General features: G+C 44.6%; 11 protein-coding genes and 1 pseudogene. 7 read left to right on the top strand and 5 right to left on the bottom strand.

Annotation, left to right across the window (positions count from 1 at the left end):
• Positions 1 to 266 precede the first annotated feature (266 nt).
• A complete protein-coding gene (locus BpJC4_RS06335) occupies positions 267 to 1,205 on the top strand; it encodes an L-lactate dehydrogenase (protein ID WP_151681883.1) in 939 nt (312 codons plus the stop codon).
• 395 nt (positions 1,206 to 1,600) lie between these two features.
• On the opposite strand, the gene BpJC4_RS17080 is transcribed toward BpJC4_RS06335, so the two are convergent.
• The 4 genes from BpJC4_RS17080 to BpJC4_RS06315 all read right to left on the bottom strand — a co-directional run bounded on the left by BpJC4_RS17080 (position 1,601) and on the right by BpJC4_RS06315 (position 4,329).
• The gene (locus tag BpJC4_RS17080; RefSeq protein ID WP_371862300.1) at positions 1,601 to 1,918 is read right to left on the bottom strand and encodes a transposase; all 318 of its coding nucleotides are present in this window, start codon (positions 1,916 to 1,918) and stop codon (positions 1,601 to 1,603) included.
• Between the two features lie 22 nt (positions 1,919 to 1,940).
• Entirely contained in the window at positions 1,941 to 2,459 is a 519-nt protein-coding gene (locus BpJC4_RS06325) for a transposase (RefSeq protein ID WP_151697668.1), read from the bottom strand.
• A 97-nt stretch (positions 2,460 to 2,556) separates the two neighbouring features.
• Positions 2,557 to 3,015, bottom strand: coding sequence for a transposase (locus tag BpJC4_RS06320; RefSeq protein ID WP_151697667.1), 459 nt, complete (start codon positions 3,013 to 3,015; stop codon positions 2,557 to 2,559).
• An 84-nt stretch (positions 3,016 to 3,099) separates the two neighbouring features.
• Positions 3,100 to 4,329, bottom strand: a complete 1,230-nt coding sequence (locus BpJC4_RS06315) for a 3D domain-containing protein (RefSeq protein ID WP_151697666.1) — start codon at positions 4,327 to 4,329, stop codon at positions 3,100 to 3,102.
• Between the two features lie 221 nt (positions 4,330 to 4,550).
• Here BpJC4_RS06315 and BpJC4_RS06310 point away from each other — a divergent pair, with 221 nt between their 5' ends.
• Positions 4,551 to 4,859, top strand: coding sequence for an MTH1187 family thiamine-binding protein (locus BpJC4_RS06310; protein WP_151681271.1), 309 nt, complete (start codon positions 4,551 to 4,553; stop codon positions 4,857 to 4,859).
• A gap of 217 nt (positions 4,860 to 5,076) precedes the next feature.
• Here the strand turns inward: BpJC4_RS06310 and BpJC4_RS06305 are convergent, their stop codons facing one another.
• Positions 5,077 to 6,129 carry a lactonase family protein gene (locus BpJC4_RS06305; protein WP_151697665.1) on the bottom strand — a complete coding sequence of 351 codons (1,053 nt, stop codon included), beginning with the start codon at positions 6,127 to 6,129 and terminating at the stop codon, positions 5,077 to 5,079.
• Positions 6,130 to 6,529: 400 nt separating this feature from the next.
• Between BpJC4_RS06305 and BpJC4_RS06300 the strand changes: the two genes are divergently transcribed.
• From BpJC4_RS06300 to BpJC4_RS06280, 5 genes and pseudogenes are all read left to right on the top strand, one after another.
• On the top strand, positions 6,530 to 9,253 hold the full coding sequence (locus tag BpJC4_RS06300; RefSeq protein ID WP_151697664.1) for a P-loop NTPase family protein: 2,724 nt from the start codon (positions 6,530 to 6,532) through the stop codon (positions 9,251 to 9,253).
• A 185-nt stretch (positions 9,254 to 9,438) separates the two neighbouring features.
• Positions 9,439 to 12,303 (top strand): sigma-54-dependent transcriptional regulator, encoded by a 2,865-nt coding sequence (locus BpJC4_RS06295; protein WP_151697663.1) that lies wholly within the window; start codon positions 9,439 to 9,441, stop codon positions 12,301 to 12,303.
• A gap of 593 nt (positions 12,304 to 12,896) precedes the next feature.
• Positions 12,897 to 12,971: pseudogene (locus BpJC4_RS16515) on the top strand (group II intron maturase-specific domain-containing protein); the annotation flags it as partial.
• A gap of 606 nt (positions 12,972 to 13,577) precedes the next feature.
• Positions 13,578 to 14,081, top strand: a complete 504-nt coding sequence (locus tag BpJC4_RS06285; protein ID WP_151697662.1) for a PTS sugar transporter subunit IIB — start codon at positions 13,578 to 13,580, stop codon at positions 14,079 to 14,081.
• A gap of 76 nt (positions 14,082 to 14,157) precedes the next feature.
• Positions 14,158 to 15,135, top strand: coding sequence for a mannose/fructose/sorbose PTS transporter subunit IIA (locus tag BpJC4_RS06280; protein WP_151697661.1), 978 nt, complete (start codon positions 14,158 to 14,160; stop codon positions 15,133 to 15,135).
• Positions 15,136 to 15,163: the final 28 nt, after the last annotated feature.

The raw sequence follows: 15,163 nt of genomic DNA, 5'->3' as shown, positions 1-15,163 counted from the left end.
GAAAATGAAAAGAACGTTCAAATCCAGTCATGCTTGTGCGAACAGTACAATAAGTTTCGGAAGCCATGCCGGCACATTCCGCGGCAAGTTTCAATTTCCTGTTATGAAGGAAAAACAAGTGTATGAAATCCATTGAAGTTGGAACAATACTTTTAAAATTGCCTGTACTTGGAACTGTGTTCAAACGGCGGCTTACTGGGCTTGTAAAACTGGTTTCATACAGTGGATACATTCTTAACTTTTTGATAGGAAAGGAAGATTAACACATGAAAAAAGTAAACCGTGTTGCAGTGATCGGAACTGGCGCAGTAGGCACAAGTTATTGCTATGCAATGATTAACCAGGGCGTTGCAGAAGAACTTGTTTTAATTGATATTAACGAAGCAAAAGCGGAAGGGGAAGCAATGGATTTGAACCATGGCCTTCCGTTTGCCCCGACGCCAACCCGTGTATGGAAAGGCGATTATTCGGATTGCGGCACCGCCGACCTTGTTGTCATTACTGCAGGTTCCCCGCAAAAACCGGGCGAAACAAGGCTTGACCTCGTTGCCAAAAACGCAAAAATCTTTAAAGGCATGATCAAGAGCATCATGGACAGCGGATTTAGCGGTATTTTCCTTGTTGCTAGCAACCCTGTTGACATTTTGACTTATGTAACATGGAAAGAGTCCGGGCTGCCAAAAGAACATGTTATCGGCTCCGGTACTGTGCTTGACACGGCCCGTCTACGCAATTCGTTGAGCGCCCATTTCGGAATTGACCCGAGAAACGTGCACGCATTGATCATCGGCGAACACGGCGATACGGAACTTCCAGTATGGAGCCATACAACCATTGGCTATGAAAGCATCGTATACAATGCGGAAAAAGGAAAAATTGACGAAAAAACGATGGAAGAAATTTTTGTCAATACACGTGATGCGGCTTACCACATCATTGAGCGCAAAGGTGCGACTTACTACGGTATCGGCATGTCCTTAACCCGTATTACAAGAGCCATCCTGAACAACGAAAACAGCGTATTGACGGTATCGGCTTACCTTGAAGGGCAGTACGGCAACAGTGATGTTTACATCGGTGTGCCTGCCATTATTAACCGCCAGGGCATCCGCGAAGTCGTTGAAATTAAATTGAACGAAAAAGAGCAACAACAGTTTGACCACTCCGTAAAAGTATTGAAAGAAACAATGGCGCCGGTATTATAAGAATCGGGCGCGGCCAGGCTCCCCATCAAAGGAGCCTGGTTATTTTTTTAGATTGTCAGCACACCCGTGTAGGTATATACCTCTTGCCGCAATATTTTGAGGATATGTGCAGGATTTTTGTTGGTATAGTTGCAAAATTCGTGATATTTTCGGCATTTCAGCTGATAAACAAGCAGGGCAGGTGGCAGATAGATAGCTCGCACATACCCCACCCGCCGGTTTAAAACAACATCCGGCCGACCGTTTGCGTCTCGCCTCCGAAAAAAAGGGGCTGTCCCAAAAGCCATTTTTTAAACAAGAAAACCCGTTGAGAAATTCATTTTTCTCAACAGGCTTTCTCATTTTCCGGATCTTCTTTCTGAAGCAGTCGGTTCTTTTCCGCCTGTTTCAGATGGTTATGGGCGATGGCGACCAGCCTCCGCAAGAAAATCTGCGGAACTTTTGATATGACCAAACACGCTTTCTACCTCGATTCTTCTCCGGGCGTAGATTTGCGCGCCCTCGTCAGACCAAAGGCTTTTTTTGGCTTTTGCTTTCATTTCTTCATACACCGGATTATGGAGGATTTGCCGGTTTCCTTTTGCCTTTGTGCACCTTTCTTTCAGCGAGCAGTCTGTACAGTCTTCACACCCATCATTTTTAAAGTCACGTGTTAACCCATACTGATCTGTTTTCGTTCTGTAATGTTTAAAGGCAACCTTCCGATGATTCAGGCAAATGAAGAAGTCGTCTTTTTCACGGTATTCCCAGTTGGCGGCATTCCGTATATTTTTTGTAAGCCCGGGTCTCTTCCTTCCTCATGGTATTGTAGGGAATCAATGCTTCTTCATGCGCATACAAATAGTTGGCTTCTCCGCCGTAGCCGGCATCCGCAATCATCCGTTTTGGCTTAGGCAGGCCGGATGTTTTCAGTTTTTCCAAATGCGGGGTGAAGCACCTTGTATCTGTCAGCCTTTGGTGGATGGTGTATTCCGTTCCGATTTGGACATTGTAATCCGGCTTCAGCCGGCCGTTTTTCATATGGTCTTCTTTCATGCGCATAAAAGTGGCATCGTGGTCTGTTTTGGAATAGCTGTTCCGGTCACCGAAAGTTTCCATCTGTGCTTCATATTTCTTCAGGCGCGGCGAATAATCTTCTTTGAGCTTCTTATAAATTTTCCGTTTCAACCGGTATGCTGCCTTTTTCTCTTTTTTTATTTCTTTGTTCTTTTCCTGTTCTGCATCTGATTCAGCTTCTTTGACTTTTTGTTCCACCTATTTGCAATCTTTTCCAGTCGTTCTGTGCTTACTCGCTGTGCCGGTTCTTTCACTTCTTTCAAAGATTTCTCATCTAATTCGATGGTTTCTTCGATCAATTGGAACGTCTTTTGAAGATTTTTTGGAGTTTCTCTTCATATTTTTCTGTCGCCTTTTTCCATACAAACGTGTACTTATTGGCGTTTGCCTCGATCTTTGTGCCGCCCATGAAGTAGTTTTCCATCGTGATATATTTTTGTTCCAATAAAAGCTTGATGAGTTCGGTAAAAAGGGGCTCGATCATGTCTTTCATCCGTTCCGAATGGAACCGGTTGATCGTCCGGAAATCCGGGGTTTGCTGGGCAGAAAGCCACATCATCGGAAGATTTTCCCGAAGAGCTTTTTCGATGCCTCTGCACGAATAGATTTTTTCAGTGTAAGCATAGAGGATAATCTTTGTCATCATTTTAGGGTGATACGAAGGACGGCCTCCGCCTTTATAATACGAGAAGAAGAAGTCGTCGCTGATTTGATTCACCATATCATTGACAACGCGGGCTACATGGTTTTCCATCAGCAATCTCTGATAACTTTTACTTTTTATGAAAAAAGGGGGTGTCCCTAAGTCAGTTAATTGACTTTTGAGACAGCCCCTTCGTTAATTCAATATAATGACTTTTACAGTTTTCCGCCCCCATGCGAGGCAAGCTTTTTTATTTGGCATCAGTAAGTCAATCGTGTGTCCTTTGATGGCCCCACCTGTATCTCCTGCGATTGCAACGCCGTACCCTTCAACCCAGACTTTGCTGCCGAGCGGGATAACCGACGGATCCACTGCGATCAATTTCATGTTCGGGTTTTTCTTGATGTTGTATCCAAAAGCGGTAATATCCAATTTTGTATCTTCGTGGCTGTAAGCAGTGGCTGTCACATAAAATGACTTGCCTGAAGTCTGCGTGCTGGATGATGGATCCGCGCTGGCACTTGAGTTGAAGTTCGATTTGGCAGCAGATTGTGCATTTGTGTGAGCCGCTTTTTTAGCTTCAGCTTGGGCAGTTTTCTCAGCTTCAGCCTCAGCAACCTTTTCGGTATCCTCCTCACGCTGCTGCTTTTCCAGCGCTTCAGCCCTTGCTTTTGCCGCTTCCTGCTGCGCTTTTAATTCTTTTTGCAGATTGCTGATTTGCGCTTTCAGGTCTGACTTGTTTTGCTGGGCTTTTGTCAGCTCTTTATCAAGACTATTATACTTTGTTTTTAACTTTGACAGTGCAACTTCTTTTTCTTTCAAATTTGACTGAAGCTTGATTTGACTGTTTTTAAGATTTTGTTGCTCCTGTTCCAGCACTTTTTCCTGCTCTGCAATTTCCTTTTTATCCGCTTCGATTTTCTCAAGATCGGCTTTTTGCTGGTCCAAAAGCTGCGAATCGGCATTTAACAATGTGGTGACGGCGTTGATCCGGTTGATTAAATCGCCGAAGCTATCAGCGTTTAACAATGTCTCGATGACGAAGCCGTATTCGTTGTTTTTTTGCATGGCAACAAGACGTTTTTTCATAACGTCTTCTCTTGCAGAAACCTGGTCTTCCAGATGTACGATTTCTTCTTTTTTCTTTTCAATCAAATCGTTTGCCGACTGGATTTTATTTTCTATTGTTGTGATGTCTTCTTTATTTTGCTGAATGGATGATTGCAAAGCATTCCAGTCTTTTTGCAAATTTTCCATTTCGCTTTCTACGGATTTTTTTTCGGATTCTTTCTTTTGGATGATCTGCGTGTTTTCATCCAATTTTTTCTGTAAGGAATTTTGATCTGTTTCTGCATAGGCATTTAGCTGTGACGTGCCAACAAAAATGGCAAAAGCCATAACTGCAATTCGCCTTGTTAAGTGCATATGACAACTCCCTTCTCCGTACTATTGTTATAACATAAATAGGTAAAAAGTAAGATTACAATCCTATTAAATTCATATTACGAAGAAGGAAAAATGGCTTCTTTTTTATAGAAAAAAGAGAAAAGATATATTTGTGCGAATTTTTAATGGGGGGGTAGTATCGTTCCAATTTCCCACCGGTTCGCCTATAATGGAAAAAAAGACGTCGGGAGGGAATTGCTTTGGCTATTGCAGACATCACCATTTTTCCGATGGGAACCGAGTCGACAAGCGTCAGCCGTTATATTGCGGAAATTGAGAAGGTGCTGAAGAAAGAGAGGAACAGGGTAAAGATCCAGCTCACCCCGATGAGCACATTGATCGAAGGGGATATTCATGACTTGTTTGAAATCATTGAAAAACTGCATGAGGTGCCTTTCAAACACGGGATCATGCGGGTGGAAACCAATATCCGCATCGACGACCGCAGGGATAAACCGTTAACGATGGAAGGGAAGCTGGCATCTGTTGCGGAAAAAATGGGCAAATAAAAACCCGGCACAAGGCCGGTATGATAAAAGGAGGTTTGACCGAGCTCTGGGGGAAGCCCGGCCAAATATGGTTTGCTGCAATTCCTTGCCGCTGTAATAAATGTAATGCAGCAAAACTAAAATCGTATGAAAGAAAAATGATAAAGCGATGAGAATTTGTGAAAAAATGGCATAGACTTAAAAAGGTGAACGGCATTGCGACCGTTCACCTTTTTGACTAAGCATGCAAAAATTTCACGCAAACCGGATCCGGAACAGGGATATCTTTTTGCAATAAAGTTAACTTCCCTGTTTCGGCATCGCGCGCGTATAAGACGAGCGTGCCTGAATTTTGGTTCGAGGCAACGACAAATTGTTCGGTCGGATCCAGCACAAAGTCGCGCGGCCAGTTTCCTTCCGTCGGCGTGTATTCAACGAGGGAAAGCTTGCCGTCCTCTTTTACTGCGAATACGGCAATGCTGTCATGCCCGCGGTTCCCGGCATAAACAAAGCGGCCGTCGGAAGAAAGATGGATCGCGCTCCCCTGGCTGTTTTCCGTAAAATCTTCCGGGATTGCGGAAATATATTGCAGCTCTTTAAATGTACCGGATGCTTCGTCAAACTCCAGCGCAATGACTTCGTTGCTCAGTTCCGTCATCACATAGGCAAATTTCCGGTTCGGGTGGAACGCAAGATGGCGCGGGCCGCTTCCCGGGCGGACGGAGAGGACCGCTGCTTCGGTTAATTTCCCGTTGCCATGCGCATAGGTCGTTACCGTATCATTCCCCAAATCGACGGCTACAACATATTTTTCGTCCGGCGTGAAGCCTGTAAAATGTACATGTGATTTTTCCTGGCGTTCTCTGTTCGGGCCGGAGCCGGTATGATGGATGACGGAAGCGGCCTGCTGCAGGCTTCCGTCATCATTCACGGTATAGGCGGAAACCGTGCCTTTATGGTAGTTGGCGGAGACAACGGTTTGTTTGGCCGCATCGACGCTGACGTGACACGGGGAGGCGCCGTCAGATAATTGCCGGTTGAGTTCTATCAGTTCCCCCGTTTCGGCGTTTACAGAAAAAGCTGCCACGCCGCCTTGACCACCTTCTTTTACAACGGCGTAAAGATTGCGGTTGTCTTTCGTAATGTTCACATAAGTCGGGTTGTCCAGTTTCGCGGCAACTTTTACATTTTCAATCTGTTTTTTCCCCGGATCGAGGGTAAATGTATAGATCCCTTCGCTGGCGCCTTTTGTATAAGTGCCGACATATCCAATGAATTTTGAATGTTCCATGGCTGATCTCCTTCCAATCGGTAATGTGAATATTATAACATAGAAAACGCTTGAATTCTGTAATTTGTGAACTTCCGGGGCATCACAACATCGTGAACGTGTATAGGGATTTTGGAATCCGGCCTTTATCACCACGAATTATTGCGGGACCCCTTCTTGAAAAGCAAGCAACTGTGTCCGTGCGGGTGGCTTGCGGATTTTGTATATTACATGCAATAACCGGATTTAAAAATTCCTTGCCAAATGTTTCAGCTTTGTATCAGAAATGATAGCGAACTGAAATTTTTCTGCCGGCATATCTTTGTTAAAATAAGGATAAACGACAAAATTCTACACATAGATACATACTGGATACAATATGATAGATATAAAACAGGGCCCGCTGATGAGGAGGGGAATCATGAAGCTAGAAGACCAGTTTGTGAATAAATCTTATTATGAAACTTTTATAAAAGAAGGCGAAGAACGCCATCCGCTTGAAGTGCTCGGGGAAGCGTTTGTGGAAGAAAATGCCTTGGAAAATTCCGATCTTTCCTATATCCGCTTTGCGCAGGGGGAAGTGTATTTCCATTACAAAGATTATGAAGCGGCCGTTTTTAAGTGGGAGAGCATACATAACGACTTTGAGCCGTGGGCGCAGAAAAATATGGGGGATGCCTACTTCGAGTTGGGCCTTACGGGGATGGCGGAAGAAATCTACAAAACCATCCAGACCGATTCAATGATTTTGAAAACGGAAGTCGCGCTGCAGCTTATCTCGCTTTATATCGAAGAACAAAAACATGAGCAGGCCGTGCAGACGATTAAACAAACGGTTGCGATGAATCCGGATTATCCAAATGTTACAAAAATAGCGCGCGCTTATTTTGAAAAAAACGAAGACTGGATGAATGCAGTCGAACTGGCGGTAAACGAGTCGGTCAGGACCGAATCGCTGTTTTGGTTTGAAGTTTTAAAATCGTACATTGAAAAAGGGTATACTAAAACGATTTCGCCGGATTATTTCCGTGAAGCTTTGGCCGTTTTATACAAAGTGGATCAAATCCATTTTGAGCAGATGGCCGCTGCGCTTTGGCGTTCGTATCAAACGGAAAGCTGCTACCTCGAATGGCTTCGCGAATTCAATGTTTTGTTTGCCGGGCTGGACATCCATTCGTTTGAAACATGGCATGAGCTCTCCGCCATTTATCAGGAGACGTATCTATCTTTAATCGGCGGCAATTATTTATTGAAACAGCTCACCCCGATTATGCCGGGCCTGTTAACGAATTGGCTGAGGATTACGGACTCCGGCCACGCGCTTTTGGCCTCGTCCGCGGTTTTGGCTTGGAACGATTTATTTTCGGCCGGCATCGAACCGGATCAAATAGCCGATGCGGAAACGATTTTGTACCGGGCCGAAAAAACGATTGATCAGCTCGAATATCCGCTTGAACTGCTGGATTCCATCATCAAATGGGCGAAATTGCATGGACTTTCCGTCAGCACACGCTTAAAATGGATGGCGAGGGAGCTGATTGATTTTGATGTGCAGCATATTCTTGTTGCCGGCATGAATGGTAGCGGGAAGACAGCGTTTATCCAATCTGTCTTGGCGGACAGCCTGCCGGAAAAGCCGACCCAATTTGTCATGGCGGCGCGCCACGGTGATCATCATGAGCTGGCGGTGATTTCCGACGGGGGGATTTCGGCTATAACGGAAGAAGACAGCCAGCAGCTGGACCCGGATGCCATCCTCGAATGGCGGGGGCCGAGCCAGTTTTTGAAAGAAAATGCGCTTGTTTTTCTCGATACGCCGGGCCTGAACGGGTCACAGCGAAGTAAAGTATACGAGTATTTGCATTTTGCGGACGGTCTCCTGTTCGTTTTAAATGCGAATGACCCGCTTACCGTCAAAGAAACGGATGTGTTGTTAAAAATAAAGGAACAGGTGCCGGATCTGAAAATCCACTTTTTGATGAGCAAAATGGACATGATTTACAGCAAGCAGGAAGCGGCGGACTTAGTGGAAGAAACGGCGCAAAAAATAAAGAGGGATTTCCCACAGGCAGAACTGCACCCGTATTCCTCGCATTATGCCGCGAGGGAAGCGGTAAACGGGCTGGCGCAGTTTTTCCGTAAAAACTTTAAAGTGGAAAATCTGGAAGCGCACCGGATTGAAAAATTGGTCCGCTGTATACGGGAATCGATCACGTATTTGTTGAAGCAAAGGCTGCAAAACGAGAATGAATTGGTCGAATCGATCCACCGCCATGAAGATATGCTAGCGAAATTAAACGGGGCTGCGAACCAATTAGAAGATGTCATCCATGAACAAATCCAGCTGATCCGTTCGTCTTACCACAGCATGACCAAGTCCATTAAAGAAGAGCTGCAGGCCAAAATCCCGGACATTTTACGGAAAAGTTCCGATTATATTAAGCTAAACAGCGATTTCCGAAAAATCCATCTCGAATTGAATGAGGAAATGAACAACCGGATCCGGAGCTTTTTGCAGACGGCCATTTTCCCGAAATATTATGAGCTCGTGACAAAATGGATTGCGGATTCGGAGAGTGAGCTGCAGCAAAGCCAGGCTTACTTGGGTGAAATGGCGGAAGGCTTTAATCAATTGTACGGGGAAAACATCATTGCCCTCGCCTGCGATTTTAAAATCATGGACGACTGGCGGCGCGATGCAGACCGGATGGCAAACGGCGTCCACTTTGATTCCGTGAATATTTTACTTCGCCATACGCCGTCGCAAGTGCTGTTGAAAAGCGCGGGCAAACTGCTTGGCGCGCTTTCCCAAAATAAAGCGATGCTGTATAACCGCTACAAGAAATTCATTGAAAGTGAAGATTACCAGGATATCGCAGGCTTGATTACCAATAAAGTAATGCTGCAGTTTGAGCTGTTTGAGCAGGGGCTCGAAAGGGATATCCGCATGTTCTTTAAAAATCCGGAAACGGTACTGCGTGATACGATTACAGAAACAGAGACGGTCATTGACGAAAGTAAAGAAAAATTGTCGAATATGAAAGAAAACCCTGAAGTGTATCAGGATCCGTTAAAACTGTTCGAACTGAAACTCCGCCAGTTCGAATGGATGCAGATAAATACCAAAGCAAGACAAAAAGTGTAAAACGTGGCGGCGCCAAATTCAATTTTTTGATACGGCGCCGCTTTTTTTTACTTCCTGCCATTCCTGCGGCTGGAAAAGTGTATCTATGAATTTTATCGATCATAATACATTTCTACTGTCGTATTTGATACATTCGTGATACTATAAAGATACAGTACGGATAAAAATTGAATTGAGGTGGGACCATGAAGCGTATTGATCGGATCTATGCCTACCTGGTTGAGCAGTCAGAAGGAAAAACGCTGGATGACTTTGTCCACATGGAAGGGTTTACAGCTTCTGATATTGCCAACGATCTTGATATTTTAAGGAATAATGTCAGCGCGGAACTCAATAAACTGCTGCGGCAAAACTCCATCATCAAAATTAAAGGCCGGCCGGTGCATTATTTGGTCAAAAGCAGCATCGAAAAACTGCTGGGGTGCAAACTGCCGGATGACCAGCATGAATATGAAAATATGAACGAGCTTTTAAGCTTTCAATCTCCAACAATAAGGCCCGCTGCAAAGGGAAATGCGGATGCTTCGGAAGAGCCGAATCCTTTTGATGACCTAATCGGTTCAAAAACAAGCTTAAAAGTGCAGGTTGAACAGGCGAAGGCAGCGGTCCTGTATCCGCCGCACGGTCTCCATACGTTAATTGTCGGGCAGACCGGTGTCGGGAAAACGCTGTTTGCCAATATGATGTTTAATTATGCAAAATCTTCGGCGCCGTTTATGGATGAAGATGCTCAATTTATCGTGTTTAACTGCGCAGATTACGCAAATAACCCGCAGCTTTTGCTTTCCCATATTTTCGGCCATACCAAGGGTGCGTTTACGGGGGCTGACAGTGAAAAAGACGGCCTTGTCACAAAAGCGGACGGCGGCATGCTGTTCCTTGATGAAATTCACCGGCTCCCGCCTGAAGGCCAGGAAATGTTGTTTTATTTTATGGATACAGGGACGTATGCGAAGCTTGGGGAAACGGAACGGAACCGGAAAGCGAATGTCCTGATTATCGGGGCGACAACGGAAGATCCGGATTCTTCATTATTAAAAACATTTGTCCGGCGGATTCCGATCCTGATCCGGATTCCGTCCTTTGAAGAGCGGCCTGCAAAAGATAAAATCGAAATCCTGAAGTTCCTGCTTGCTATCGAAGCAAATCGCGTCCAAAAGCCGATTAAGATTGATGCGGAATCGATGAAAGCTTTAATCGGGAATACTTCATACGGAAATGTCGGGCAACTGAAATCGAACATCCAGCTTGTGTGCGCCAACGGATTTTTGCATTGCCTGAACGATGATGTCATTACTATCAACTTTAAAGACCTGCCTTCCGAACTGAAAAACGGCTTTTTCTATTTGAGTAGGAAGCGGCAGGAAATTCAGGAACTGTCGGAGTTGATTGATTCGTATTTGACAGTGTATCCGGAAGGGGAAAACAAGGCGCTCTTTGAAGAGGACCCTTATGAACCCGATTTCAACTTATACAATATTATCGGGGATAAAGTCAGCTTTATGATGGATCAGGATGTTTCGGATGAAGACATCAACCGGTTTTTAAAACTGGATATTGATATCCACTTGAATAAGTTTTACAATAAGTTTTCCAGCAATGCACTGAACCGCGAGAAAATTTTAAAAATCGTGAGTGAAGATATTCTTGATTTCAGCGAGGAAGTGCAGGAAATTGTGGAAAAACGGCTGAAACGCAAAGTCAATGACCGCTTTCTGTTTGCGTTCAGCCTGCATTTGACTTCTTTCCTGAAGCGGGTGAAAAACCAGCAGGTCGCCAATTATACAAATATCGAAAATGTGATCAATGACCGCCCGGAAGAGTACCAGTTGTCTCTTGACATTTGCAAAATGATCGAAAAAAGGTACCGCGTCCATGTGCCGGTTAAAGAAGCAATGTACTTGACGATCCTGCTCACGTCACTTTTGGACGACCAAAAAGCCGAACAGGTCGCCATTCTTGTTGCCGCCCACGGGAGCAGCACAGCAAGCAGTATGGTGAGCGTGGTAAAGAGCCTGCTTGGCGAATCAAACGTCGACAGCATCGATATGCCGCTTGATATGAGCCCAAAATATGTGTTGGAAGAAATGAAAAAACGGGTGAAAGAAATTGACATGGGAAAAGGCGTGCTGCTGCTTGTCGATATGGGGTCTCTGACTGGTTTTGGCGATATTATTACACAGGAAACGGGCATCAAAACACGGACAATCGATATGGTCACAACGGCGCTTGTCATTGAGGCGATCCGCAAAGCGACCATTATGGAAATGGACCTTGAAGATATTTACGAGTCGTTAAAAGATTTCCGCGGCTACGGATCTTACCAGGTGGAGCAGAAAACAGAGGAAACAAGGCAGCCGCAAAAACCGCCGGCCATCCTTTCCGTCTGCTCAACCGGGGAAGGGACGGCGGAAAAACTGAAACAGCTTGTCGAGCAATTGCTCAAAAACATCGGCAGAAGCGACATAACCGTGATTCCGCTGCAGATTAATGAAGTTGAAGATAAAAAAGAAACGTATATGCATAAGTATGACATTCTTCTAACCGTCGGAATTGTCGATCCGAAAGTACATGCCCCGTTTATTCCGGTAGAGGCCTTGTTTATGGGCGACGGGGAAGCACAGGTTATGCATCTCATCCAAAATCAGCAGCTGCTGCAGACGCCGCCAAGGTCTCCGGCAATGGTGCGTGAAATGACGGAAGAAAGCCTGAATGAATTTTTAACATTTTTAAATCCAAAAAAAGTGGTCGGCGCAATAACGGAGTTTGTATCTTCTATTGAAAGGCTTGCCGAAAGGCCGTTTAATAACGCTTCGAAAATCAATATGAATATTCATATCGGATGTGCGCTGGAAAGAGTGGTCACACATGCCGGACTCATTTATAAAAATGAAATTACCCCGGAAAAAGAAGAGAAGAAAGAAAGTTATAAAAAAGCAGCGAAAATTTTTGAAGACCAGCTGAAACTGAAGCTTTCGGATGATGAACTGTATTATATTGTCGATATGATCGACAATTTATCCTCCCGGCAGACGGCGGGTGTGCAGTGATTTTTGCCTGTAAACAGAGGAAAACTGCTGTTTACAGGCTTTTTTAGTGCGCCTGGCGTGGCTGCACTCTATAGGGTGAAAGTCCCGAATCGCGAAGGCAGTAGTAGCGATAGCCTAACGCAAGGGTGTCCGTAGTGATGCGGAATCTGAAGGAAGCGAGCGGCAAACCTCCGATTCTTGAGGAACACGAACCTCATACAAGGCTAGGTATCATTGGATGAGCTTGCCGAACAAAGTAAAGTCCATACTGCCAAAGGTGATACAGAGTAAATGAGGCAGATAGGTGGAGGAAAGAGTGCAGTCTTACCCAGGGAGGTCTGACTGGTACGCCGACTAAGTTGGTAACTAGCCTAGTGATAGGTTATTGAACAGTCAGAAGTCAGCAGAGGTCATAGTACAATACGGGTCGCTCCCGTTTTGGAAGGACTGAACAATCAAAGAGAAGTTTTCGTCTGGAAATTCTGTATGGCAATGACACAGACAATCCGTAGTGGACTTACTTGAGGAAAGTAGTGGTGAATTCCATGAGGGACCTCAAGAGGGTGGAGCCAGAACAGGTTTATTGAAAGAGGATACAAATGGGTCATTGAGGGGGAAACTCAAGGAAAGCATATTGGCGAATTTCTAAAAGTCCAATATTACACAAAACCCTTGGTAACTCCTACTGAAATCACCAAGGACTGAAAAGCCTGTATGAAAAGTATTGTGACAAGCGTCATTTATTTGATTGAACCGCCGTATACGGAACCGTACGTACGGTGGTGTGAGAGGACGGGGGCTAGTCACCTCCTCCTACTCGATTATCGTCAAAAAAGAACAGGAACTTGCCAGGAATTTCTTTTTTCAACAGATGCCGGAAATCGTTTGTTTGCGATACAGAATACATGTTTAAGATCAAAGTATCAAAATGATATCGCGGGCTTTTTTAATACAGTAATAAAAATGAAAGATGAAATACATTTTTAATGTGTATTAAAAAGGGTGTTTGTGTATTATAAGCATGAAAGGTTTTTCAGAAAACGCTTATACGTCAAGATTCGACATTGATACTCAAAAGTTGGCACGCATCTTGCATTATAAAAAGGCAGAAAAGCAAAAGAGGTAAATCAACAAAATTTGCAGAAGAATTTTTTCTACCTTATGGCGGAAAATGAGATAAAGAAAATCGCTTGATCCGACTTGTCGGTATTATCCCTTGATGGAAAGCCGGAGAAAATCCGCCGAGGCCTTCAAGAAAAAGTTCAGTAGTGAACAGGCTTACAGTTGGAGGTGGGATGAGAATGGATATACGACTCACTCGTATTGATGACCGTTTGATTCATGGCCAGCTTGCTACTGCCTGGTCGAAGGCAACGGGAATCGAACGAATTTTAGTGGTCAGTGATGAAGCCGCCCATGATGAGTTGCGAAAGTTTCTATTGAAACAAGCTACACCACCAAGCATCAAATCCCACGTCATTACGAAACAAAAACTGATTGATATCGATCAAAGCGGACTGTTTGACGGGACGAAGATTATGTTGTTGTTTGCTTCACCACAAGATGTACTGGAAGTAGTCCTCGCAGGTGTTCATTTAAAATCGGTTAATATCGGCGGGATGCGTTTTTCTGAAGGCAAAAAGATGGTCACAAATTTTATTTCCCTGGATAATGAGGATGTTCAAGCCTTTGTAAAGTTGGCCAATCTGGGGATCGAGCTTGAAATCCGCCAAGTACCTGCAGATCGGAAAACGGATCTGATGCAACTGATCAAAAAAGAAAAGTTGCTGCATGAATGAATTTTGGTTACAGGTTTTTTTATAACTATTTATATGATTCTTTAAGCTGTAACAATAATTATAAGGAGGTAAGAAGATGGTAGGGATTATCATTGCTACTCACGGTGAATTTGCCAATGGTATCCTGCAATCCGGATCAATGATTTTCGGGGAACAGGAAAATGTAAAAGCCGTTACATTAATGCCGAGCGAAGGACCTGATGATGTAAAGACAAAAATGAAAGAAGCAATCGCCTCTTTCGACAACCAGGATGAAGTATTATTCTTAGTCGATCTTTGGGGTGGAACTCCGTTCAATCAGGCGAACAGTTTGTTTGAAGAACATAAAGACAAATGGGCAATCGTTGCCGGTTTAAATTTACCAATGTTAATAGAAGCTTTTGCATCGCGCTTCTCCATGAATACAGCGCATGAAATTGCTGCGCATATTTTGGGCGCAGGTAAAGAAGGGGTTAAAGTAAGACCGGAAAGTCTGGAACCGGCAGCACCAGCTGCTAAAGCTGCTGCAGGTCCGTCCAATGTAGGCGCTCCTGGTAAGTTTGAATACGTACTGGCACGGATCGACTCCCGTCTGCTTCACGGACAAGTCGCAACTGCCTGGACAAAAACAACACGGCCTACACGGATCATTGTTGTATCGGATGCAGTTGCGAAAGATGATCTTCGTAAGAAATTAATCCAGCAGGCTGCGCCTCCTGGTGTAAAAGCACACGTTGTTCCTGTCGCTAAAATGATCGAACTTGCAAAAGATGATCAGCACTTCGGCGGCCAGCGCGCACTGCTTCTTTTTGAAAACCCGCAGGATGCGCTCAGAGCGGTTGAAGGCGGCGTTCCATTGAAGACCATCAACGTCGGTTCCATGGCACACTCGCCTGGTAAAGTTCAGCCGAATAAAGTACTGGCCTTCAGCCAGGATGATATCGACACATTCAACAAGTTAAAACAGCTTGGTGTGAATTTCGATGTGCGTAAAGTGCCGAGTGATTCAAAAGGCGACATGGACGAAATTATCAGGAGAGCTCAAGAAGAGTTAAACAAACAAAATAAATCCTGATCATCAGGAGAAAAGGGAGGAATAATAA

The sequence above is a fragment of the Weizmannia acidilactici genome (assembly GCF_008974185.1).
GTDB lineage: Bacteria > Bacillota > Bacilli > Bacillales > Bacillaceae_C > Weizmannia > Weizmannia acidilactici.
This window is presented reverse-complemented; position numbering and strand designations above follow the sequence as displayed.

Coding starts and splice junctions, on each gene's coding strand:
- BpJC4_RS06315 (WP_151697666.1), bottom strand. CDS start 4,329: ATGCACTTAACAAGGCGAATTGCAGTTATGGCTTTTGCCATTTTTGTT.
- BpJC4_RS06285 (WP_151697662.1), top strand. CDS start 13,578: ATGAGAATGGATATACGACTCACTCGTATTGATGACCGTTTGATTCAT.
- BpJC4_RS06320 (WP_151697667.1), bottom strand. CDS start 3,015: ATGGAAAACCATGTAGCCCGCGTTGTCAATGATATGGTGAATCAAATC.
- BpJC4_RS06305 (WP_151697665.1), bottom strand. CDS start 6,129: ATGGAACATTCAAAATTCATTGGATATGTCGGCACTTATACAAAAGGC.
- BpJC4_RS06335 (WP_151681883.1), top strand. CDS start 267: ATGAAAAAAGTAAACCGTGTTGCAGTGATCGGAACTGGCGCAGTAGGC.
- BpJC4_RS06300 (WP_151697664.1), top strand. CDS start 6,530: ATGAAGCTAGAAGACCAGTTTGTGAATAAATCTTATTATGAAACTTTT.
- BpJC4_RS06280 (WP_151697661.1), top strand. CDS start 14,158: ATGGTAGGGATTATCATTGCTACTCACGGTGAATTTGCCAATGGTATC.
- BpJC4_RS06295 (WP_151697663.1), top strand. CDS start 9,439: ATGAAGCGTATTGATCGGATCTATGCCTACCTGGTTGAGCAGTCAGAA.